Source organism: Nostoc sp. DSM 114161 (assembly GCF_052692665.1).
On sequence record NZ_CP195141.1, the window covers coordinates 1,153,332 to 1,178,242 of the forward strand.

General features: G+C 38.9%; 14 protein-coding genes. 6 read left to right on the forward strand and 8 right to left on the reverse strand.

Translation table 11 applies throughout. From position 1 onward, the window contains the following. Positions 1 to 333 precede the first annotated feature (333 nt). On the reverse strand, positions 334 to 3,000 hold the full coding sequence (gene topA, locus NSTC745_RS05060; RefSeq protein WP_445636168.1) for a type I DNA topoisomerase: 2,667 nt from the start codon (positions 2,998 to 3,000) through the stop codon (positions 334 to 336). 462 nt (positions 3,001 to 3,462) lie between these two features. Between topA and NSTC745_RS05065 the strand changes: the two genes are divergently transcribed. From NSTC745_RS05065 to NSTC745_RS05080, 4 genes are all read left to right on the forward strand, one after another. Then, complete coding sequence (locus NSTC745_RS05065; RefSeq protein WP_445636169.1) at positions 3,463 to 3,756, forward strand: hypothetical protein; 294 nt, start codon at positions 3,463 to 3,465, stop codon at positions 3,754 to 3,756. Then, positions 3,743 to 4,999 (forward strand): DUF6745 domain-containing protein, encoded by a 1,257-nt coding sequence (locus tag NSTC745_RS05070; protein ID WP_445636170.1) that lies wholly within the window; start codon positions 3,743 to 3,745, stop codon positions 4,997 to 4,999. The genes NSTC745_RS05065 and NSTC745_RS05070 overlap by 14 nt, the downstream gene beginning before the upstream one ends. Before the next feature lie 506 nt (positions 5,000 to 5,505). Beyond that, on the forward strand, positions 5,506 to 5,820 hold the full coding sequence (locus NSTC745_RS05075; protein WP_445636171.1) for an RNA recognition motif domain-containing protein: 315 nt from the start codon (positions 5,506 to 5,508) through the stop codon (positions 5,818 to 5,820). Positions 5,821 to 6,147: 327 nt separating this feature from the next. Beyond that, on the forward strand, positions 6,148 to 7,752 hold the full coding sequence (locus NSTC745_RS05080; protein WP_445636172.1) for an NAD(P)H-quinone oxidoreductase subunit N: 1,605 nt from the start codon (positions 6,148 to 6,150) through the stop codon (positions 7,750 to 7,752). A gap of 137 nt (positions 7,753 to 7,889) precedes the next feature. Here NSTC745_RS05080 and NSTC745_RS05085 read toward each other — a convergent pair whose 3' ends face one another. The 5 genes from NSTC745_RS05085 to NSTC745_RS05105 all read right to left on the reverse strand — a co-directional run bounded on the left by NSTC745_RS05085 (position 7,890) and on the right by NSTC745_RS05105 (position 13,856). Beyond that, the gene (locus tag NSTC745_RS05085; RefSeq protein ID WP_445636173.1) at positions 7,890 to 9,254 is read right to left on the reverse strand and encodes an ATP-binding protein; all 1,365 of its coding nucleotides are present in this window, start codon (positions 9,252 to 9,254) and stop codon (positions 7,890 to 7,892) included. A 59-nt stretch (positions 9,255 to 9,313) separates the two neighbouring features. Further along, positions 9,314 to 9,856, reverse strand: coding sequence for a methanogen output domain 1-containing protein (locus NSTC745_RS05090; protein ID WP_445636174.1), 543 nt, complete (start codon positions 9,854 to 9,856; stop codon positions 9,314 to 9,316). A gap of 413 nt (positions 9,857 to 10,269) precedes the next feature. Continuing rightward, positions 10,270 to 11,313, reverse strand: coding sequence for a sensor histidine kinase (locus NSTC745_RS05095; protein ID WP_445636175.1), 1,044 nt, complete (start codon positions 11,311 to 11,313; stop codon positions 10,270 to 10,272). A gap of 6 nt (positions 11,314 to 11,319) precedes the next feature. Further along, positions 11,320 to 12,471 carry an FIST signal transduction protein gene (locus NSTC745_RS05100; RefSeq protein ID WP_445636176.1) on the reverse strand — a complete coding sequence of 384 codons (1,152 nt, stop codon included), beginning with the start codon at positions 12,469 to 12,471 and terminating at the stop codon, positions 11,320 to 11,322. Between the two features lie 89 nt (positions 12,472 to 12,560). Beyond that, a complete protein-coding gene (locus tag NSTC745_RS05105; protein ID WP_445636177.1) occupies positions 12,561 to 13,856 on the reverse strand; it encodes a hybrid sensor histidine kinase/response regulator in 1,296 nt (431 codons plus the stop codon). 1,209 nt (positions 13,857 to 15,065) lie between these two features. Here NSTC745_RS05105 and NSTC745_RS05110 point away from each other — a divergent pair. After that, positions 15,066 to 16,037: a terpene synthase family protein gene (locus NSTC745_RS05110; RefSeq protein WP_445636178.1), complete on the forward strand. Its 972-nt coding sequence runs from the start codon at positions 15,066 to 15,068 to the stop codon at positions 16,035 to 16,037. 167 nt (positions 16,038 to 16,204) lie between these two features. Then, positions 16,205 to 17,596, forward strand: coding sequence for a cytochrome P450 (locus NSTC745_RS05115; protein ID WP_445636179.1), 1,392 nt, complete (start codon positions 16,205 to 16,207; stop codon positions 17,594 to 17,596). Positions 17,597 to 17,712: 116 nt separating this feature from the next. Here the strand turns inward: NSTC745_RS05115 and NSTC745_RS05120 are convergent, their stop codons facing one another. Both NSTC745_RS05120 and NSTC745_RS05125 read right to left on the reverse strand, forming a co-directional pair. After that, the gene (locus NSTC745_RS05120) at positions 17,713 to 23,532 is read right to left on the reverse strand and encodes a trifunctional serine/threonine-protein kinase/ATP-binding protein/sensor histidine kinase (protein WP_445636180.1); all 5,820 of its coding nucleotides are present in this window, start codon (positions 23,530 to 23,532) and stop codon (positions 17,713 to 17,715) included. Between the two features lie 608 nt (positions 23,533 to 24,140). Next, the gene (locus tag NSTC745_RS05125) at positions 24,141 to 24,803 is read right to left on the reverse strand and encodes a response regulator (RefSeq protein ID WP_445636181.1); all 663 of its coding nucleotides are present in this window, start codon (positions 24,801 to 24,803) and stop codon (positions 24,141 to 24,143) included. Positions 24,804 to 24,911: the final 108 nt, after the last annotated feature.

A 24,911-nucleotide genomic window follows, 5' to 3' on the forward strand; every position in this document is an offset into this window, starting at 1 on the left:
TTGATTAACAACTACGCAGGGAATTGCGTATTTTTGCACCTCTAGCTTTTAACTGAGCCAATACAAAATCCCGTTTTTGGGACATTAGCCACTTCTAAAATTTGGGGTTGTGTTTTCCCATACTTTTTAGAGTATCACACTTGCAACCTATAGAGCTGCATCCTACCAAGGATGGGTATTTAGGGTCAAGAGTCAAGGGGATCTGTTAATTTATCAAGCTAAAATCTGGCAGGGAGACGCAAAAACGCAAGGCCAGGAAGAATTTTCAACTTTGCAAGTTTGCCTCGGTAGATTATCCAAAATCCAAAATCCAAAATATAAAATCCAAAATTCTTAACCTTCTGCCGCTTTTTTCTTTGTCGCTGTGGTCGATGACTTCGCAGTTGACTTAGAGCCAGTTGACTTAGATTTGGAAGTTGTTGATTTTGTGGTTTTGCGAGTGGATTTTCCCGTGGAAGCTTTAGCTGCCAACAATTCCAAGGCCGTAGCCAGCGTTATATCTTCTACCGATTGGCCCTCTGGGATACTGGCATTAGTTTTACCATGTTTGATGTAAGGGCCGTAGGGGCCATCGTAGATATTTACTGGTTCGTCGTCTTCTGGATGCGTACCCAATTCGCGTAAAGCTGCCTTAGACTTGCTGTTGGTGGAACTGCGTCCCTTTTTTGGCTCTGACAACAATTCCAATGCACGTTCTAGGGTAATTGTCAATACATTATCAGCAGCTTTTAGCGAGCGATAATCTTTTCCTTCTTTACCCTGGTCGTGAACGATATAGGGGCCAAAGCGTCCCAAACTTGCTTGGATTTTGCTGCCAGTGACTGGATGAGTTCCTAATGTCCGGGGTAGCGCCAACAGACCAACAGCCATTTCCAGGGTGACGTTCTCTGGGGTGACTCCTTTGGGTAGAGAGGCTTGTTTCGGTTTGGGGTTTTCTTCCGACTTGTCACCTAATTGGACATAAGGCCCATAGGCACCAATTTTCACATAAATTGGTTCGCCAGTTTCCGGATGGCGTCCTACCTGGTCGGGGCCTGTGGTTTTTTGCCGCAGTAATACTTCTACCTGCTTGGGGTCGAGGTCGGCTGGTGTCAAGTCTTTGGGAATTGACGCAGTGACAACACCGTTACCATTTTCAACTTCAATGTAAGGGCCGTATTTACCAATACGGACTTTGGCTTCCAAATTTTCCAGTTCTACAGTTCTGGCTTTGGTGGCATCAATTTGGCTTTCCTGTTCCTTGACTAGGGTTTCCAAACCTTTGTCTCCCAAATAGAATTGCTGGAGGTAAGGTAGCCATTTCGCTTCACCTGTGGCTATGTCGTCGAGGGTTTGCTCCATTTTTGAGGTAAAGCTGGGATCGACGATATCGGGGAAATGTTTTTCCAGCAAGTCGGTGACGGCGAAAGCAGTGAAAGTGGGTATGAGGGCGTTACTCGCCAATTGGGCGTAACCCTTGTCGATGATGGTGCCAATAATACTGGCGTAGGTACTAGGACGACCGATACCTTCGCTTTCTAAGGTTTTCACTAAAGTTGCTTCGGTGTACCTAGCAGGGGGTTGGGTTTCGTGACCAACTGCTTCCAGTTCGGTACAATTGGGGCGATCGCCTACTTTCAGACTAGGTAAAATTACTTCTTGGTCTTCCAGTGCTGCCTCTGGGTCGTCTGAACCTTCAACGTAAGCGCGTAAATATCCCGGAAAGTCAATGCGCTTACCAGAGGAACGGAAACCAGCATCTTCGACTTGCAGTTGTACGGAAATTTGGGTTTGTCGAGAGTCGGCCATTTGGCAAGCGACGGTACGTTTCCAAATCAAATCGTAGACAGCAAGTTCCCGACCGCCCAAACCAGTTTCTTGGGGAGTGCGGAAGGTGCTACCTGCTGGACGAATTGCTTCGTGCGCTTCTTGTGCGCCTTTGGATTTAGTAGTGTATTGCCGGGGCTGGGGACTGAGATATTGCTGACCGTAGAGTTTTTCTACACAACTTCTAGCAGCTGCGATCGCTTGATCTGACAAATGTACCGAATCTGTCCGCATATAGGTAATATACCCCTGTTCGTACAAATTCTGGGCAATTCGCATCGTATCGCGGGCTGAGAGGCGCAGTTTCCGGTTAGATTCTTGTTGCAGCGTCGAGGTAGTGAACGGTGGCGCGGGTTTGCGCGTTACTGGACGTTCTTCAATGTCGGTGACATTCCAAGTTTTTCCAGTCAGGCGTTCCTTAAGGGCTAAGGCTTGCTCTTCGTTGAGCAACAAGACATTGCGGCCTGCGACAATTTGTCCGGTTGCTGGGTCAAAATCGCCCCCATTGGCTATTTTGGTTCCTCCCAGTGTCACTAACTGGGCGGCAAACGGCGTTTTGTCCTTTTCTAAACTAGCCTTTAAATCCCAGTACGTACCTTCATGGAAAGCGCGGCGTTGGCGTTCCTTGTTGACCAAAAGTCGCACCGCTACAGACTGCACTCGCCCAGCAGATAATCCCCAGGCGATTTTTTTCCATAGCAGCGGAGACAAAGTATAACCCACCAATCGGTCTAAAATCCGCCGCGTTTCTTGGGCGCGAACTAACTGTTCATCGATATTACGGCAGTTCTTCAGCGCTTTTTTGATGGCATCTTGGGTAATTTCGTGAAACACCATCCGCTTAGTTGGGACTTTCGGCTTCAGCAGTTGGTATAAATGCCAACTAATGCTTTCACCTTCCCGGTCTTCGTCCGTTGCCAGAATGAGTTCATCTACATCCTTGAGGGCATCTTTGAGCTGGGTGACAATTTTCTTTTTGTCTTTCGGGACAACATATACCGGTTCAAAGTCGGCGTCCACATTTACCCCTAGCTGCGCCCATTTTTCTCCTTTGACGGCTGGGGGAATTTCAGTAGCCGACTGCGGTAAGTCACGCACATGACCCATAGACGCCTCTACCTTATAGCCTGATGGCAAGTAGTTGCGAATGGTACGAGCTTTGGTTGGAGATTCGACGATGACGAGAGTTGACATGGAAATTTCAAAAAAAGAATAGCTGCTAAGCTAAACAGTCAAATTGAGGTAATTTTTGCAAATTGTCAAGATAAAACGTCACGCTTAGGGCGGTGATTTAATCCTCACACAAACTGCCTGCTTGGGAGAAAATCCGCCCTAAGCTAGGGCGCAGTCTTTCCCAGAGTATAAGAGAGGCGAAAGCTGGATGTGAATTTCCAGCTATTTCAATCTTTAACTTATCTAGCGCAAAATTGGCGACTACAGTTTTCAAAATACCCCGCAAGTTGAATCAGGGAGTGGGGAGATGGCAACGCCTTGGGGAAAGGTAAAAGGAGGGATCTTTCTTCTCTGCTTTGCCCTTTGCCCCTTGCCCTATGCCCTATGCCCTATGCCCAATTATTAAGAGCTTGTGCCAAAATTAAACCAAACTCAAGCAAAAAAGCGAAGTGGGATTTGTACTCATGTCAGGAAAGCAAAATCATGCAACCAATTCGTCAAGGTGATGTTATCTTACTGCCTGTGGAGCAGGTTGAAGGACAAAAAATACCTCATTTAACTTTGGCAGAAGGCGAAGTTACGGGTCATAAACATCGTATTACTGAAGGCAAGGCAGAATTATACGAAAAAGATAGCACGCTGTATTTACGAGTTTTTTCAGAGTCGGCATTGCTAGCTCATGAGGAGCATAAAGCTATTTCGATTCCTCAAGGTGACTGGATGGTGAAAATTCAGCGAGAATACGAGCCTGAAGGTTGGCGTTATGTCGCTGATTGAAAAGTTAGCGCCTGAGCAAGAGGCTTTGATTCCAGTTTATCGAGAGAAGTGGCGAAAAATTGCGCTTTCTATAGAGCGAGTCAATCGTCATAAAGCCTGTGAAGCCGTAAAAGTTGCTTATACTGCTTTTGGCTTTAAAGAACCTGAAGTTATTTTTTGTGATAGTCCGTATGCTGCTTTCAATATAATATTTATGGAGCAAATTGACTATCAAATTGACCGATTAAAGCAGAAAGCTGAATTCTCAACTATTAGAAGATTAAACCAATCCTTTTTAAGCAGAAAAAGATCATTTAGAAGCCGAATACCAAACAGGCAGGAAATATTTCAACCTCTGCCAGAGCCTTTTATTAAGCAAATAGACTTTTATCATGAATTAATAGAGTCGCCAATATTTCAGGGAATATTAGATATTAATATATACACGAGCCTTTGGTTGGAATTGGATAGTAACCGTTGGGATAACGGACATAGACTCTTCTATAGGCATCTAAAGCCCGAACTACTTATCAAAATCAACGAAAAATTAAAAAATCCATATTGGATAAAATTACCTTACCGGATTGGAAAGCGATTCAAGGCTTCTATAAAAACACGTTTACAATTTAATATAGAGAATATTTATTCTAAATGCTGGCAACCAGATCAACGAGCCACAGGAACTAGTGTATTAGATTTTTGTTTTAGAGTATTAAATTTTGATTATGATGTGGAAAAATTACAGCACTATCAATCATTGGTTACAGAATGTGGCTGGATTTTTGCTTTTGAAAAAGTAGTAATTATCTGCGATCGCCCCCTTCACTTGCGCTTCGATAATCAAAATCGTCTCCACGCTGAAGGCGAACCCGCAATAGAGTATGCTGATGGATTTAGCCTCTACTCCTACCACGGTGTAACCTTACCTGAAAAATACGGTAAAGTTCACCCGCAGCAATGGCAACCTCAATGGCTTTTATCAGAGGAAAATGCCGAACTACGACGAGTCTTAATTCAGGGTATTGGTTACGCTCGAATTTGCCAAGAATTACAAGCTATTGAATTAGATACTTGGGCTGAATACACACTATTAAAAATTAATGCTGATGTTGATGAAGAACCAATTTATTTATTAAAAATGACTTGTCCAAGTACAGGTTTTATCGACGCCTTGCGAATTCCGCCAAATATTAACTCAGCGCGTGAAGCGATTCGCTGGGTAAATTGGGGAGTAGATTCAGAGGAATTTGGCGTGCAAACATAACTACTTGAGTTGTCATAGCGACTGGCGATCGCTCTAATCTGTAGAATGCGATCGCTATAAATTTGACTCCTATTTTCCACTAATCTAAAAAATCCTAATTAGCCTAAATATATCATTGAGTTAAATTCAAAAAATATACTTATTAGCAGCGACTTCCCCAAGCACAGGCTTTATTCAGACCGTGGATTTCCACCTACTTACAATCAAGTCATGTTATAAAGCAATTTGCTTGATAATATTAGAATATAACTAGAGAAATTTGCTGTATAAAACTGATTTGATAAATGAACAGTAGGGTAAAAAATATAAATAGTAAGTATAGATAAAAATGATGCATTTTACCATACATGAGGACAAATGCACGAATTCAGGCTTGTCCAAATCGAAAGTTATGGTAGGATAATTTTGGAGAAGTTAAGTTCGGCGATACGAATCTTGTTATTAGTAATAATTGCAAGCGGCTCTCCGGATGAACATCTCTGCATCAATGGATTCTGGAGAGTTTCATGTCAATCTACGTAGGGAACCTGTCCTACAGCGTCACACAAGACGACCTTAGTAAGGTATTTTCCGAGTACGGCGCCGTTACACGCGTTCAATTACCCACAGACAGGGAAACAGGACGCGCACGGGGCTTTGGTTTTGTGGAAATGGAATCATCAGCCGCTGAAGATGCTGCTATTCAGGCTTTGGATGGTGCCGAATGGATGGGTCGTGTAATGAAAGTTAATAAAGCAAGACCACGAGAGGAGAAAGGTACTCGCTCTGGCGGTGGTGGTTGGCAAAAAAATAATAACAGTGGATACTCACGAGGGTATTAAGTTTTGAGACGATTCACAAAGGCAAAAGCTTTATTAGCGATCGCCAAATTAGCAGTTTAGTAGATAAATCTGCAAAATTTTGTATAAGCAGTTCAGGAAATAGCTGAGCTGCTTATTTATTTTAGAAAGGAGCTAGTCCTGGACTTCAACATAATTTAATCTGATGGTAGGCATAGTAGTCTGGTGTAACCAACCAACTGTTACTCTAATTTCTTGTTCTGAATTCTGAATTCTGAATTCTTCTTTTCAATGCAACTTTGGTAAAGAACAATAGATAGAATGAACAGAGTTAGCCTTAATGTCTAATCGCCAAAACCTATACATCTCATGGATTTTGCTAATCTTGCATCCCAGTTAAATGCTGGAACGATCTTACCAGAGGGAATTGTAATTCTCACCCTCTTAGGGGTTTTGATAGTTGATTTGATTTTGGGGCGTACATCCTCGCGCTGGGTTGGATATCTAGCGATCGCGGGTTTATTGGCTTCCATTGTCGCCCTGTATTTTCAATGGGATGCTCTCAATCCCATCTCTTTTAGCGGCGGTTTTAACAGTGACAACCTCAGTATCGTCTTTCGCGGTATCGTAGCGTTGTCTGCCGCTTTTACTATACTGATGTCAATTCGCTACATTGAGCAGAGTGGCACTGCTTTAGCAGAATTCATCGCTATTTTGCTGACTGCTACCCTTGGGGGGATGTTTTTATCCGGGGCTAATGAGTTGGTGATGATTTTCATCTCCCTAGAAACCCTGAGTATTTCCTCTTATTTATTAACAGGTTATACCAAGCGTGACCCCCGCTCCAATGAAGCGGCGCTGAAATACCTGTTAATAGGAGCTTCCAGTACAGCAGTATTTTTGTACGGAGTATCATTGCTGTATGGGTTATCAGGCGGGCAAACTGAACTAAGTGCGATCGCCGCTGGCATTGCCACAGCTAAGGTTGGTCAATCTTTAGGTTTAGTGATTGCCCTGGTTTTTGCGATCGCAGGTATTGGCTTTAAAATCTCCGCCGCACCCTTCCACCAGTGGACGCCAGATGTTTACGAAGGCGCTCCCACTCCGGTAATCGCCTTTTTATCTGTAGGTTCCAAAGCAGCTGGGTTTGCTCTAGCTATCCGCTTGCTGACAACAGCCTTCCCGCTGGTTGCTGAGGAATGGAAGTTTGTCTTCACTGCTTTGGCCGTTCTCAGTATGATTTTGGGTAACGTAGTTGCCCTAGCCCAAACCAGCATGAAACGGATGCTAGCTTATTCATCCATTGCCCAAGCTGGGTTTGTGATGATTGGCTTAATTGCCAGCACACAGGCAGGTTACGCCAGCATGATATTTTACCTGCTGGTCTACCTATTCATGAACCTGTGCGGTTTTACCTGCATCATTCTGTTCTCCTTGCGGACGGGAACCGACCAGATTGCCGAATACTCTGGGCTATATCAAAAAGACCCACTCCTAACACTGGGTTTGAGTATCTCCCTGCTTTCCTTAGGTGGTATTCCACCATTAGCCGGGTTTTTTGGGAAGATTTACCTGTTTTGGGCTGGTTGGCAAGCAGGTCTTTATGGGTTAGTCTTGCTGGGCTTAGTTACCACCGTCGTCTCCATCTATTACTACATTCGCGTAGTCAAGATGATGGTTGTAAAAGAACCCCATGAAATGTCCGAAGCAGTGAAAAATTATCCGCCAGTACGTTGGAATTTGCCTGGATTTAGACCTTTGCAAGTCGGCTTAGTGGTCACTTTAATTGCCACTTCCATCGCAGGGATTTTGTCAAATCCACTATTTACATTGGCTAACAATTCCATCTCACATACTGCAATTTTGCAAGCAACAATCAATAGGGCTGCACAAGCACAAAATCTACCAATTGTGCGAAAGTTAGATTCGGTAAGTCAGTCTGAATCCTCAGTTGATTCGACTGCTAAAATTTAACTAGCTGAATCTCAATACAACTTTGTGCTATTGAAGAAGCGCCTGTTTGCTAGTTAGCAAGCAGGCGTTTTTCAGGTTAGATTCACTAAATTGAAACTCAGAACACTATTTCAATCCAAAATCTAAAATCCAAAATACTATGAGTTAACAGGTATCTTAATTAAAAATTCTGCACCTTTTCCTGGGGTAGAAAAACAGTTAAGTTGTCCTCCATGTTTTTCCACTATAATTTGATAGCTTATAGATAGGCCTAGCCCAGTACCTTTACCCACGGGTTTAGTAGTGAAAAATGGATCGAATAGCTTTGAGCTAACTTGTTCATCAATTCCCAAACCATTATCAGCAATAGTAATCGCTATCCAATTTTTATCTATTAGTTCAGTGGTAATTTGAATTTGCGGGTTGTCAGTTGTTTTTGAATTAACAGGTGACCACCGGCCAGTGAGTGCCGACCTTTCTAAAGCATCAATCGCATTAGCTAGGATATTCATAAATACTTGATTTAGTTGACCGGGGTAGCAAGTTACATTGGGTAGTTCACCATATTTTTTAATAACTTTTATTTCTGGGCATTCATCCTTACCTTGCAAGCGACGATCCAAAATCATTAAAGTACTTTCAATTCCTTCATGGATATTAACTGGCTTAAGTTCGGCTTCATCAAGTCTCGAAAAATTTCGCAATGATTTAACAATTTCTTGGATGCGTTGTGCTCCCGCAGTCATTGACTCGAAGAGTTTAGTTATATCTTCAATCAAAAAATTCAAATCTATTTCTTCTATTTGCTTTTGAATCTCTAAAGGAGGATCTTGGCAAATTTGCTGGTAAATTTCTATTAATTTCAATAAATCCTGAGTATATTTATGGGCATGATGAAGGTTACCATAAATAAAACTTACGGGATTATTAACTTCATGGGCAATCCCAGCAACCATCTGACCTAAACTAGACATTTTCTCAGCTTGGATCAGCTGAGTTTGGGTAAGCTGGAGTTCTTTTAATGTTTTTTGTAAAGCAGTTGTACGTTCTTCAACCCTAATTTCTAATTCTTCATTCGCTTTTTGAAGTTCTAACTCCGCTTGTTTGCGTTTTTGAACTTCTTTTGCTAACTCATCAATTTTTTGGTTTAGAAGCACGAAATTATTGCTGGCTAAAGTTCTATTTTCTAAGCGCAAAAGAATTAAAGCTGAAGATTCAGGAGACCAAGGTTGAATAACTGCTCCTTGAGTGCGACATATTAATGTTTGCCCATCATTTATACGCAAAGTTAAGGAACCTAAAATCATTGCTCTGCTAGTCGAACAAGCTTGTAGGTACTTGATAATATCGCTAGCAGGCTCAGTTACCAAATCAAAGAGGGTTTTCCCTTGCAGTTCTTGACGGCGTAATTTCAGCATATCTGCTACTGCTTGATTGGTAGCTAAGACTTGACCCTCATGAGTCACTAAAAGTAAAGGTTCCGGTAAAACTATGGCAAGTTCAAGAAATTGTTCGGGAGTCATAGGGCTTGCAATTTAAACTTGGACTAAACTTTACCGATGTACACCAGAGCTACCCCAATTTAGACAGATTCTAGCCCTCTAAAGTATTCTCTACCTTCTACATCTTCTGCCTCTGGAGTCAGTTTTAAATAAACAATAACTCTGCATCCAGAAGCACCGTGTGCTATGGTATCTTGCAATTGTACTTTCGCATACCCTAGATTATTCGCTGCGATCGTTCCAAAAACATTTGAAGTCATCATACACATAGCAGGACGATTAACAACTTTGTCGCCAAATGGGCAAACGCGGTTGCCAAAAACAATTTTTTCATCGTCTTGTTCAATAATGTAAAAATCCCCTTGAATTCGTTTTTTTAAATCAACTAAGACATCAGCTACTTGCTTTCGGGAAAGATGTGAGACTTCTAAAGCAGATTTGTAATCTTGGTTAATCTGGCTACCCATCCTTTCACCAACTACGCTAATAAATCCAGAAGCCTCTTCTAAACCAACTACATCCTGCAAGGTACCAGATAATTCTCTGATTAGTGTACGTAAAAATATATCGCGTTCTAAGGGGAGATCCAGGCTACTTATTGAATGATTAACGGAATTTGCCATAAACTTTCGGGACACAACTTAAGAACTACAGTTTTAGAGTTCCCAAAAATAGATCTTAAGTAACTGCTTATCGCAGTTTTAAGTTGTGTAAATTACATCAATTTTGTAAAAGTTGACGGTAGTGCGCCTGTACGTACACCCTAGCTTTTTAAGGGGAGAGCAGGAATCAAAGTCTCCTTTTTTAAGGGAGATTTAGAGGTATCTAAAACTTTTGATATCAACAAGAGGACTTTTCAAACATTCTCTTTACTGTCCGATCAACTAAAAAACATCTAAATCGCATAATCAGATGAAATCATGCTCTTGTAGAGTGAGACGAAAAACCCGCACTAGTTATGTAATTTAAATTTGTAATAACTTATCAGCTTATGGTATTTATCCCCAAGTACATGGCTAGAGATAATTTCGCTATCCTAATAAATGGGAATGGTGATTATAAATTCTGAACCTTCTCCCAACACGGAATTGACTTCTAAAGCGCCCTTATGTTTTTGGACAATTATTTGATAAGCAATTGATAATCCTAATCCTGTCCCTTTACCCACTGCTTTAGTTGTAAATAAATGGTTAAAAATTTTTTCTTTTACTTCAACTGGTATTCCTACTCCATTATCTTTAATCCGAATCAAGACGCGCTTTTTATCTTCAGTTAGGGCAGTATGAATTATTATTTGATTGGGGTTTGCCTTAATTTCATCAAAACTCAACCCACAGTTAGACTCTTCTAAAGCATCAATAGCATTTGCTAATAAATTCATAAATACTTGATTGAGTTGTCCTGGAAAGCATTCTATTGACGAAAATTCACCGTAATCTTGAATGACTTGAATAGCAGGACGAATCTTATTCCCTTGCAAACGATGTTTGAGAATGACGAGAGTACTGTTAATACCTTCATGAACGTTAAAAAGAACTTTTTGTTCTATATCTGCTCTAGAAAAAGTTCGCAAGCTCTTGCTAAGATTGGAAATTCGATCTGTGCCTTCTTTGATTGAAGAAATGAGTTTAGGCAAATCCTCACGCACATATTCCAGATCGATCGCTTCACTTTTTTCTTGAATTTCCTGAGATGCTTGAGGATAAGTTCGTTGATAGATATCTAGCAAACATAATAAATTGTGAATATACTCTTCAGCTGGAGTTAAATTACCTGCTATAAAACCAATTGGATTATTAATTTCGTGAGCTACATCTGCAACAAGACTTCCTAACGTAGACATTTTATTCTCCATCATCTGAAGATTAAAAACCATTATTTCTAGTTCTTGGCTTCTTTCCTCTAATTTATTTTGATATTCTGTTAATTCATAAATTACTTGTTTGAGCAAAGATTCTTTCTTTTTATTTATATCTTCTAGCCTCATGCGGTCTGCCTCAGACCGTTCCAACTGCTTTTTGATGATTCTATTAGTTTTTTGGAGTTGCTGAATCTCTTTTTCACAATCAAAACTTTCCATCAATTCTTAATGAACTCCCAAAATTAAAGTTACAAAAGTTTCGTTGTGAAATTGGGTTTGACTAATTAAATCTATAGGAGCAATCTCTCCATTAGAATAAAATCCACAGGCAGGTAAATAATTTTCCAGACAAACTTTCGTATTCTCGTATTCTTCTTGCGCCCTTGTACCAAGTATTTGCCGGCGAGCTACACATGAGAAAAACAAAACAGCACTTGGTTCTTTACCTGGATAGTTATTTAAGGCATTCATAAATGATGCTTTAGAAGCTGCTAGGATATCTTCATAACCTGCCTCAGAAATTTGAATAAATGCTTGGTCGGGAATATCGGCAAAAAACGTAATACTACCAGATTCTGGCTCGTATGCAATGGGCGCCCTGATATAAAAGTTGTCTGTATCTTGCTCAAACACTGCTAAAGGATATTCCATTGAAGGAGGAAGTAAACCTAGATAATGATGATAAAAATCTAAGGCTGGCTTCCCATCTATTTCATAGAGGATATTCTTATCTACTTTGGTTACTTTGCTGATTTGACCAATGGGATGCCAACCACTTGCAACACCATGAGAAAATAATATTTTGCCACAAAAAAGTAGAATTGGTATAGAATCACTTAAAACTTCTGTTTGAAAAAATTGGTATGTATTTTGATATTTTGATTGGTCGGCTGCTAAACCGCCAAATATCGGTACATCTTGACCAAGAGCTAGCTGTAAGCCATTTAATATAGAGACACCACTAGTTGTGAGACTTTCTGGATGAGTTAAACATAAGCTTGGTGCTATTGTACTTTTTGCTTTGGCTTGTTCTACAGCTTGTTTGGTTGCAGTAATTGTATCGGCTGAAATTTGGCGTCCAACTCCTGCATAAATTTCTACTTCGTCTGAGCAGAACAACATCAAAGCGATTGAGTCTTGCTGAAACTCTAGAACTGAAGAAATTTCGCCATCTGTTGTTCCACCAATTAATTCAATCTTGCCAAAAGCTTGATGAATTTGCTGCAAAATTAGGGAATGATCGAAGTCAATTGCAGCAAAAAGAATTCCAGCTTGTGGAATATCTCCTGCAAGAGAAGTCATACATTGTTGAATAACTTCCTCTATTGCCGATAGAGAATCTGGATCGTTACTGTGCCCAACTACTGCTTTGAACATACATTAATTGATATATAAACAATTATTTACGTAGGCGATTATAATTCCGTAATTCTCAGGAACATTTGATAATTTTGTTTAAATTTTATTTAAATTGGAAGCTTAATGATAAATTCCGAACCTTGACTTGGTGCTGAATTGACTTTCAGAGTTCCTCCATGTTTTTCAACAACAATTTGACGAGCAATAGATAGCCCTAATCCTGTACCTCGACCTACTGGTTTAGTGGTGAATAAATGGTCAAATATTTTTTCTTTAACTTCAGGCGACATACCTACACCGTTATCTTTAATCAGAATAAAGGCATGATTTTTATCTTCTGTTAGGCTAGTTTGAACCCAAATTTTGTTGGGATTGGATTCAATATCAACATAGCTACGCCCTAAATTAAACTCTTCTAAAGCATCAATAGCATTAGCTAATATATTCATAAATACCTGATTTAATTGTCCGCTGAAGCATTCTATTTCTGGTAAATCACCATAATTTTTGATTACCTCTATATTGGGACGATATTCTGATGCTTTTAAGCGATGTTTGAGGATCATGATTGTACTATCAATACCATCATGAATATTGCAATAAACTTTGCGATCGCTATCTGCTCTCGAAAAGTTTCGCAGGCTGGTACTGATGTTGCGAATCCTTTGAACGCCTTCTTTCATCGAAGAAATTAAGTTAGGTAAATCAGAAAGCATATGCTGTAAATCGATCGCTGCAATTTCTTGTTCAATTTCTGCAACTGGATGAGGATAATGCTCTTGATATAACTCAATTAGCTTAGCCATTGCCTGGAAATATACCGAAGCGTGACCGAGATTACCATGAATGAAACCAACTGGATTATTAATTTCATGAGCAACCCCCGCAACTAATTGGCCAAGGGCAGACATTTTTTCTGTCTGTACGAGTTGGATTTGAGATTCTTGTAAATCTTTTAATACTTTGGACAATGCTGCTGTTCTTTCTGCAACTCGGTTTTCTAAAGTTTTTCTGAGATTTCTTAATTGCAGATGAGTTTTAATTCTAGCTAATAATTCTTCTTCATGAAAAGGTTTTGTTATATAGTCAACTGCACCAATATTTAGACCTTTTATTTTACTTTCTGTATCTGAATTTCCTGTCATAAAAATTACAGGAATATCACAAGTTTCAGAATTTTCTTTCAGCTTTTTACATGTTTCAAATCCATCTATTTTCGGCATCATTACATCTAACAAAATCAAATCAGGTAGTCTAGATTCAACTTGTTTTAGTGCCTTTTCTCCATTAACTTCTGTCAGCACTTCAAAGCCTGCATTAGTTAATATATCCAAGACAATCTCTAAATTAGTAGTAGTATCATCTACCACTAAAATCAAACTCTCTTTTGAGACATTAGGCATTTTTATATCTGGTTTATAATTCATGTATTTAAATTAATTTAACTTCTTGTTACTTGTTTATCATTAGCTCTGGGATTGCAACTAAGCGAACTCATTTGCTTAACGGACTAACTGAAAAATTTACAGTGTGACAATTCTATAGTTCCCAAAAATTCTCATAACAGCAACATTATTACATCAAATTGTTTAGATTTTGCTAAGGCGATCGCCACAGATAGATGCTAATCATCAATCTTTGGTTTTATTAAATTTGAATATCGTCTTTTCCGAAATTAGTCATTACTACCGTTGTCTTTTCACATCAGTAGCACTAGCTCAAAAGAGTATTTTTTATGCCATAAGTCAAGTTTTTGAGTTTGTCAACAGCATTTATGATGAGCAGACAAAGACGTGATTATTTTTACCAAAAAAATATAATTACAGATAATTACGATTATATTTTTTGAAAAAATGCTTAATAATAGTCAAGTACGTTTTTAAATATTCGTATTTATTTGCAAAACTTAATAAATTCATAAGTATGAATTTTATGCGTTAGAAAACGTGGTGTTTACAGTGCATATATTCAAAAAAACTCTGTCATTGGCTCTGGGATAGGCTATTACCTTTGTGATATTTTGAATTAATACTTAATTTTTGGGATTATTTATTACATTTATTTTTACATAGCGCAACAATTTAAGTAAGTATCACTTTCATACTTAAGAAAACGTGATTTTACAGTGAATGTTTTCAAAATAACTCTGCCATCGGCTCTGAGACAGGGTATTCCCTTTGTCATCGTTCCATCAATGTTTGTTTATTACATTACATTTAGCTAAGATGATGTTGAAAAAATCCTTTTACTTTCATAATGATTACATAATGATTACAGCAGACCATCTCGGTACTTGACTGACTTTCGATTTTTTTTGATTTTTCGTTGCAAATTTTCCCACCTTGAAAGGACTGGTCGCTAGGACTTACGCATTAATAGGAAATACGAAATATCGACGACTAGAAAACCATATTAGTTGTAAGAGTTTAGCATTGCTAAACTCCTACAATGCAGGTATATATAGCATCAAAAACGATTAATCAAAGCCGGAAACGACATATTTTGGTAAATCCATAGCTTGATTCATTTGTATAGTGCCTAAGTCTTAGTTATAAGGGCAAAACTGTACTTTGAGAAGTTTTCAAACAACATCCAAATCCAAGAGATTTTTTATGCAGCAATTACTTTGCTCTGGTTTATACTGTCCATTTACACCCCAAATCAATAAGCATATTGATGTTTTGCAAGAATATGCTCTTGAATGGCTGCTTCGCTTCAACCTCTTGGCCAATGAATCAACTTATAAGCGATTTTGTAAGTCGAAATTCTTTTTATTGGCTGCATCTGCTTATCCTGATAGTAATCTTGAAGAACTGAAGGTTGCAAATGACTGGCTAAGTTGGGTGTTTATTTGGGACGATCAATGCGATCTATCAGAATTGAAAAAGCAACCTCAAGTATTAAAGAAATTTCACCAAAGATATTTAGAAATACTGAACGGTGCAGAAATTACAAACCAAGACACACTATTCAGTCATGCATTAATTGACTTACGAGAACGAACTCTCCAAAGAGCTAGCATGAAATGGTTTAAGTACTTCATCAGCTACTTAGAAGACTACTTCTGTGGATGTGTTCAAGAAGCAACCAACCGTGCCAAGGGAATTGTCCCCGATGTGGATACTTATATTACGATACGTAGGTCAAGTGTAGGAGTTTATGCTGTTCTTGCATTAGCTGAATTTTGTAATCAGTTCATGATTCCCGATGTTTTAAGAACCCACTATTTTGTCAAAAAATTGGAATTGATTACAACTGATATTATTGCCTGGTCTAACGATATTTTCTCAGCATCTAGAGAAATCGCCAGCGGTGATGTTCACAATTTAGTATATGTTCTGCATTATCACAAAAAAATTTCTATAGAAGAAGCAATACAGGAGGTGACTAAAATTCACAATCAAGAAGTAATTTCCTTGAAAGATCTAGAATCATTTATGCCATTTTTGGGAGGAGAATTAGATGCCTATATAACAAAATATATATCAGGAATGCATGGTTGGATTAGTGGCAACATTGAGTGGTGTTCCCACTCTTCTCGCTATCATAATTCAGAAAGACTAGAACTAAAAGAATTCTCCTAATCAAATTTTTCTCTACATTAGCTAAAGTGGCTTTAGCAGTAGTGTGGAATATAAAAGTAACGTGTATTCAAGTTGTAGTTCATAAACCTTGAATCTATCACGTTAGGTCATTTAGCTACGAAGAATGAACGGCTATTAGCTAACTACAATTTAAAGGTTAAAAAAACATGCAACTACCTAATCTTATCAAAACTCCCCCTTTTCTACAAAAGCTTCAGTGGGTTAGTAACCCTATCCACTATATGGAAAATGCAGCCCAGCAATATCCTGATATTTTCACTGCTAGGATAATTGGTTTTGGGGATACTGTAGTTTTTGTGAACCATCCCCAAGCAATCCAGGAAATTTTAACTAATGATAGAAAGAAGTTTGCAGCGGCCGGAGAACTTAATAGAATAGTGGAGCCTCTTTTGGGGAAGTATTCAATCTTATTCCTGGACGGCGATCGCCACAAACAGCAACGAAAACTCGTGACACCCTCTTTTCATCGAGAGCGGATGCAAGCCTATGGTCAGCTAATCTGTAATATATCCAAAAAAGTCTTTAGTCAACCACCGCTAAATAAGCCGTTTTTAGCTCGTAATCTCACACAAGAAATATCCATGCAAATCATCTTACAGGCTGTCTTTGGCTTGTATGAGGGAGAAAAAATTCAAAAACTTAAGCAGCTACTACCCTTGCTGTTAGAGCTTTTTAATTCACCTTTAACTTCTAGTTTATTTTTTTTCCCATTCTTGCAACAAGATTTAGGAGCTTGGAGTCCTTGGGGAAAGTTCCTGCGCGATCGGCAGCAAATCCAGCAATTCCTTGACGCTGAGATCGCCGAGTGTCAGCAACGACCCGATCCAGAACGCATCGATATTCTGTCGCTGCTAGTATCTTCTAGGGATGAAGCGGGCCAAGCGATGACGAGTCAAGAGTTGCGCGATCAGTTAATTACCTTAATACTTGCCGGTTATGAAACTGCGGCATCGGCAATGGCTTGGGGATTGTACTGGATTCACCACAAGCCCGAAATCGGTGAAAAACTGCTGCAAGAACTCGATACTCTCGGTGATTCCCCAGACCCTATGAGCATTTCTCGCCTGCCGTATCTTACGGCTGTTTGTAATGAAACCTTGCGAATTTACCCCATTACAATGTTCTGTTTCCCTAGAGTTGTGCAAGAACCCGTAGAACTGCTAGGACACCCTATAGATCCTGGAACTATACTGATTCCCAGTATTTATCTGACTCATCATCGTGAAGATTTATACTCTCAGTCTAAAGAATTTCAACCGGAGCGCTTTGTCAAACGTCAGTTTTCTCCCTATGAATTCTTGCCCTTTGGTGGTGGCGTTCGTCGTTGTATTGGCGAGGCTTTGGCTGTATTTCAAATAAAGCTAGTATTGGCAACCGTCTTGTCACACTATAAGCTGGCGCTAGTCGATCGCCGACCAGAACAACCTCAGCGTCGAGGTTTTAACATTACGCCAGGGAGTGGAGTGAAAATGGTAGTTACAGGGCGGCGTATGCCTCAAGAGTCTTTGCCGAAGATGACAACTACATCTATATCTTAGAACAGTAATTCAGTCACCTCTAAATCAGAAAAAGGACACAGGAAAGAAGCAACGGAGAGGGACTGAGGAGAGAATAATAATTCCTCAGTCAACAGTTAACACGAATCTATCCCCAATTATCCCTGTTGCATCGGTATTTCAATCAGGAACTCAGTCCCTTCTCCTAGTGTCGAATTACAAATTAAACTACCTTTGTGTTTGTCCACAATAATTTGATAGCTAATCGACAACCCTAAGCCAGTACCACTTCCTACTGACTTAGTGGTAAAAAATGGATCAAAAATTTTCTGCCGCACGGCTTCTGTCATACCAGAACCGTTATCAGCAATCCGAATCATCACTCTATTAGAATCTGTTAGTTGAGTAGATATGCAAATTTTCGGAGAATGATTTTTTACTTGTTCTAGAACTTCTGATGCTCCAAAACCTCCAGTGAGATTTATCTGTTGGTCATTTACGGATAATTCTTCTAAAGCATCGATCGCATTACTTAAGATATTCATAAATACCTGATTTAGCTGACCTGCATAACAAGTCACTTCTGGAAGATTTCCATATTCTTTGATGACTTCAATTTCTGGATAATCGTTCTTCTCTTTAAGCCGATGCTGCAAAATCATCAAGGTGTTATCTATCCCTTCATGAATATCTACAGGTTTCATTTCATATTCATCAAGCCGTGAAAAGTTGCGTAAGCCCAAAACAATAGTACGGATACGCGAGCTGCCAACCTTCATGGAATCTAAAACTTTTGGCAAGTCTTCTGCTAGAAAATCTATGTCGATTTCCTCAGATTTATCCTCAACTATAGGCGAAGAATCAGGATACTCTTGTTGATAAACAGCTATTAACTCCAGTAAATCTTGGACATAACCACTAGCATGAACAATGTTTCCATGAATAAAGTTAATGGGGTTATTAATTTCATGGGCGATTCCCGCTACCATTTGCCCTAATGAAGACATTTTTTCACTTTGAATTAATTGAATTTGAGCGCGTTTTACTTCTTGTATTGCCTGTTGTAATCTTTCATTCTTATGGTTTAATTCCTGCGTTCTTTCTTTGACTTTTTGCTCTAGAGTATGGTTGTATTTCTCTAAACTTTCTTTAGCTTGTGCTAAATTTTTGTAGAGGATAGCATTCTTGAGGGATATCGCTGCTTGGGTGGTGAGTAGTTTCAGAACTTCTACGCGATCGCGTGTAAATGCTCCTGTCGTTAAATTATTTTCTAGATAAATAATACCAATCAATTTTCCTTGATTGATAATAGGTATAGACAATAAACTCTTGGGTTCCTCACAGATAATATAGCTATCAGCTGCTAAAAAGGAAACAGTCATTGCATCATCGATAACCAAGATTTCTCTAGAACGCTTAACGTAATTAATCAAAGTAATCGGAACATCGTAGCTTGATTCTAAACAAATTGAGGGAAACTCTGTATAGCTATGTTCAAAATTGGAACTAGAACAAACTGCCGTAACAGTTAGTGCTAAGCTATCATCTTCACTTAAAATCAAGGCACATTTAGAAGCTCCGGCATTCTCTATGGCAACTTCCATTAAAGTAGAAAGCAGCCGCTCAAGCTCAATTTCACCAGACAATGCTTGAGATGCTTTAATAAATGTAGCTAAATCCAGAGAATCAGAAATACTTGTCTTTGAAGCAATTACAGTTTGTTGATTACTCAAACTAGATAAAGATATGTTATTTAAGGAAGCGGTATCTTGGCCGGAATGGATATTCAGTTTTAGTTTTTCTTGCTGAAATACAGGAGCAAGTAATAGGGGATAGCGTTTTACCAAATCGTCAACTTTTGCTACTGCTCCCCAGCGAACATAACTATAGTAAGCATCTGTGAGGTAGGTTTGGGCAATCTTATGTTTGCCCCATCCAAGATAGAATTTGGCGGTGAGTTCTTGAGCGAGTGCTTCTTCATTAATATACTTATGTTCTTTGGCTAGGGAAATAGCGCGATCGTACAACTCTATCGCTTCTAGATATTGACTGCCAATTCGATGTCGCTCAGCCTCTACAAGATAATATTTGTGTAAATAATTCATCGGAGCGCAATCTGCCCAATGCTCCATTTTTTGCTGGTTCTCTTGAACTTTATTGAGAATACACTTTTGCTCAGAATCCGATACATCAGGGTATACAGCCAGCCGTGTTAGTGAATCATATAAGTAGAAAAGAGGAGTCACTGGCTGTCCTGTTCCACCTTGTAAATACTTCTCTGCTAAATTAGCATTTTCCAAAGCTAAAGAGTATTGCTGAAATAGGTAACAGAGATGCATTTTACTTACATATAAGTAGAAAATGCCCATGAAATCATTGGTGTCATGGTAAAGTGGTAGCATTTTTTCCTCGTTGTAAGCTTCACCAATTAAATAACAAGGGTTTGCCACATTTCCTAGCAAATTCAAGACACTCTGTCGGTGGATAGTAATCCAGTTAAATACTGCTTGTTGGTTTAGTTGTTTGATGACACTGCTATAATTTGCCATCTCACGCTCTAGTTCTATGAGTTCTTTACTCATGAAATATGAAGAGTAGGAATAAGAGTGGAGATAATACGCTGCATATTGTAAATCTCCTATTTCTATTGCAGTATAGTAGCTTTCCAATAAAGGTTTTAATGCTTCCCGAATATGTTCCTTCCAATGTCTGATAGTTGTGTTAAATCCCAGCATAATTTTAGCTTTAACATCTTTAGCATTTTGCTGCTCTACCAGACTAATAGCCAGTTTACAAAATTGATAGCCAGATTCAATATCCCCTAGTAAACTGTTGAGTATTAACCCGTAATTACTATAGCCCAAAGCAGATAATGGAGCATTTCCATATTTGAGCGATAACTCGGTTTGTTTCAGAACAATTAGCAGAAAAATTTTAGGAGCAACTGCATAGGTAATAGAGCTTACACTTGCTAGTACACGCATTATTGCTAGAGGTTGAGCTTCTGTCATCTCCGGCAGATTAATTAAGTCTTCAATATACTTGCCGTTGAGAGTTGATGTTAATTCTGCCATTGCTAACTCAATATCAGAATCCTTTGGGCGTTCGGGAAATTCCACCCCCAAAAGTTTCACAAATGCAAGTGCAGTATTTACAGCCTCCAACGGTTGGTTCTGCGCTCCATAAGCTTGAATTTTAACTTCATAAATTTTGACTTTTTCTAGCAGTGGTTTACGTCTCAAGACCACTTCTGCTAATTGCTCCATCTGTTCAAAGTTGCCAGCTAAATATGCTGCCTCTGTCGCAGTCTCATATAAACTCAGGGTGAGATCGTGTTTTGTTTCCCAACTATCAGCTGCTAGTAGTTGGATACCGTTAGTTAAATATTTAACCGCAGTTGGATAAGCTGTTGATGCTAAAGCTTTACGTCCAGCAATTAAGTTCATTTGGGCGAGTTCATCTCGCTTAGCTTGATGGGAGATAAATTCCATTGCAATATTCAGCTGATTGACAAGCTCAAAAATTCTTTCTTCTTGTTCTGCAACTGGAATATTGCTTAACAACAGTAGCCCAATTTTTAAATGAATTGGCTTTTTTTGGTCTTCAGGAATTAAAGAATAAGCAGCTTGTTGTACGCGATCGTGTACAAATTTATATTTAGGTATTTGCAAATTTAAGCTCGCAAATTGTGTAGATTCTATACCCTGAGTAATTAAATCTTGATTAGTATTATCTGCTGGAAAAATATTGTAATTTTCCGTTTGTGGTAAAATTAATCCGTCCAGTAATGCCTGCCACAGATCTGATGCTGTATCTACTACAGATTTTTCATGAACGATCGCTAAAGTTTTTAAGTCAAATTGGTTCCCAATACAAGCAGCCAGTTTTAATACTTTTTGGGTATTTATAGGCAGCTTTTCTATCTGAATACCGATAAATTCTACTACATCATCCGTAAGAGCCAATTCTTTAATTTTAGAAATATCGTATTGCCAATAACCAAGCTCAAAGTTTAATACAATTAGTCCTTCTTCATATAAAGATTTGAGGAATTGAATAGAAAAGAAGGGATTACCTTTAGTTTTGGCAAATACCATTTGAGTTAAAGGAACAGCAACTAATTCCGGACAATGAAGGGTATCAGCAATTAAATGATTTAAATCTCCTTGATTTAAGGGTTCTAGGGTAATAGTACTAATTCTTGCTCCCGCTTGTTCAATCTCTTGCAGTGTCAAATAAAGCGGATGTGCTTTTGAAACTTCGTTATCTCGATAGGAACCAATTAATAATAAACCTCTTTTAATTTCAGCTATTTTTTCTGTATCTTCTGAAATATCTGATAAGCTACTTTCACACATTAATAACTGAATTAATTTTAAAGAAGCTGTATCTGCCCATTGTAAGTCATCGAGAAAGATAACAAGGGGATGTTCTTTTGTTGTGAAGATTTGAATGAATTTTTTGAACAATAAGTTAAAACGATTTTGGGCGGCGCTGCCAGAAAGCTCAGTAACTGGAGGTTGCTTACCAGTAATCTGTTCGAGTTCAGGAATCACATCAATAATTACCTGAGTTTGTGTGCCTAATTCCCGGAAAATCTTGGTTTTCCATTGTTGAATTTGGACATCGTTTTCTGAGAGCAGTTGTCCGATTAAGTCTCGAAAAGCTTGCACTAACCCCGATAAAGGAATGTCACGTTGAAACTGGTCGAATTTTCCTTTGATGAAGTAACTTCGTTGGCGCAGGATGGGTTTGTGGACTTCATTGACTACAGCAGTTTTGCCAATGCCTGAGAAACCTGCGACTAATATCATTTCTACTCCCCAGATTCCCCCTTGACGGGGAGCCAGGGGGTTGGGGAGCCACTCTATTGATGGGTTTTCCTGGCTCAAAGCAAGTGATTCTGCTGACTTGTACTCCTTTTGTATGAGAGAGGGCGCCAACCCAGAACCCGTAGTATTACATTTAGCGGGGGATTCAAAAGGCTTAGCAACTCGCTCGAAAGCAGCAAGTAGGGTTTCAACTTCATTTTGTCGGCCATAAAGTTTTTCAGGGATTACAAAACGGTCTGAAATGTCGCGGCTGCTTAGTTTAAAATTTGTAATATTTCCTGTCTGTTGCCATTGCTTTTGACACACTTCCAAATCATGCTTTAACCCCAGTACACTTTGATAGCGTTCCTCAGCATTTTTGGCCATCAGCTTGGTGATAATATCAGACAAAATTGCTGGAATATTGGAGTTAATCCGGCTAGCTTTTAGCGGTTGTTTGGCAATATGAGAGTAAACTAACTCCATCGGATCTTTACTCGTGAAAGGTAACTGTGCGGTGAGCAGTTCAAAGAAGGTAACGCCAAGGGAATAAAAATCAGTCCGGTAGTCAATACCTCGGTTCATCCTACCAGTTTGTTCTGGGGAAATATAAGCGAGAGTGCCTTCTAAAACGTTGGGATTTATGAGAGATTGACTTGCTCTTGGTAAGAGTGTGGCAATACTAAAGTCGATAATTTTTATCTCGCCCGTGGTTGGGTTAATCAGAATATTGGCAGGTTTAATATCTTTATGAATAATGCGATCGCGGTGCAGTCCTTCAAGAATAAAAGCAGTTTTAATAGCAATGTCAAAAAACTCATTTAAGGAAATTTTATTTTCTTTTTGATCCTCGCCCTCCAAACGCCATTTTTGCAGAGAAATACCGCCAAAATCTTCCATCACTAAGATGTAGCTATTGCGGTAATTCTCTAAGCTATAGGGTTTGATGATGCCAGGAATATCAAGGTTTTTACAGATGAGATACTGATTGCGAAACTGGGCAATTTCCGCGAATGTAGGATATTCATTCCGCATCAATTTGAGGACAACTGATTTTTGGTCTTGTTCTCTAATACCCCGATAAACTAGGGTTTTACTGCCTGAGTAGATTTGCTCAGTTATCCGATAGCCAGGAAACGCATATAGTGTATCTAGTATTATTGACATTGCAACCTATATTTATAATTTTTGTTTCTATGGCTTAGTATTCCCGCGTTCAGACTATCGTTATCAGCGAATAGTAAAAATTCTTGTTTTATTGTCTGTCGTTAAAAAATAAGTTTTAATAAAGATTTTTTTGTTATATTTATGATTTTCCAAATATTTTTTTTAAAAAAGCAATTTAATTAAAAAGCATATTTTGAACTTTATATCCAAAAAAATAGAAGTATTTTTTAGTTTATTTTTGGAGATTATTTATTATGAAAAAACGTCTATTTCATGTTGCTATCAATCAGCACAAATAACAAAAAGCCTGCCGTACTATTGAACTCAAAAGTACACTACGGCAGGCTTAATGGGTCTAGGGGTGCTTTGCTAAACTAGCAACTGAGGTTAGTAATATCCTCCCACCCTGACCAAGTAATTAGTAATTATTAATTCGTAATTGAAGATGCAGAGGATAATAGCGATCGCAAATTTTAAGCTAATTTATTTCCAAGTTGCGTATTCTCTAGTTAAGGCCGTCATTTGTCTTTCGTACAAAGCAAATAATCAATGACTAATGACAGAGAACAGCCAGATGAAGTACTTATGCAATTTAAATGTGTTTTAGCTTATTTGATTTTTTGTTTAATAAAAGTCACAACTTGAGTTAGCTGTTTCTTTAAACCCTCTATTTCTGCTTGCATTTTGGCAATTTTATCGTTCAACGCCTCAATTTCCGCTTGGGAGACTCCTGGAGAACTAGAGGTTGGTATTGTAGCATTTGCGGCAGGTGGGGTTGTTATTAAGGTATTTGGCTCATTAGAAGTTGCTACCGTAGCACTTGTGACACTAGAGGTTGTAACAGTACCATTCTTAGCGGCACCTGCTCCCACTGCAACTAGTTCTGGGCGTGGCAGCTTCGCTTTTGTCATAGCTAACTTAATTGCAGCAATTAGTTGCTTCTGATCGAAAGGCTTACCCAAAAATTCAAAATATTCAAAGGGTTCCGGGATTTTTTCAGTCACCTCTTCTTTGCGACCAGACATGATCACCAAAGGAATTTTCCTTAACTCCGGATGAGCTTGAACTTGCTGGAAAACTTCCCAGCCACTCATTTTAGGTAGCAGAAAATCCAGCATAATCAAGCTGAGTTTTTCCTGAAGGATGAAATTTAGTCCTTCCACACCGTCTTTTGCTTCCAGTACCTCAAAATTGCCCGGAGGCAACATTTCTCGTACTTTTACCCTGACAACTGTAGTGTCATCGATAACTAAAATTTTATTGCTTGCCACGACTGTTTGCTCTAACAGAAACTTTAAGTGTAAATAGCGGTTTTGCCGATTGTCCTTGAGAATTCTCCCACTATATACAAAATATCTATGAATTGGGGGATAGTATAT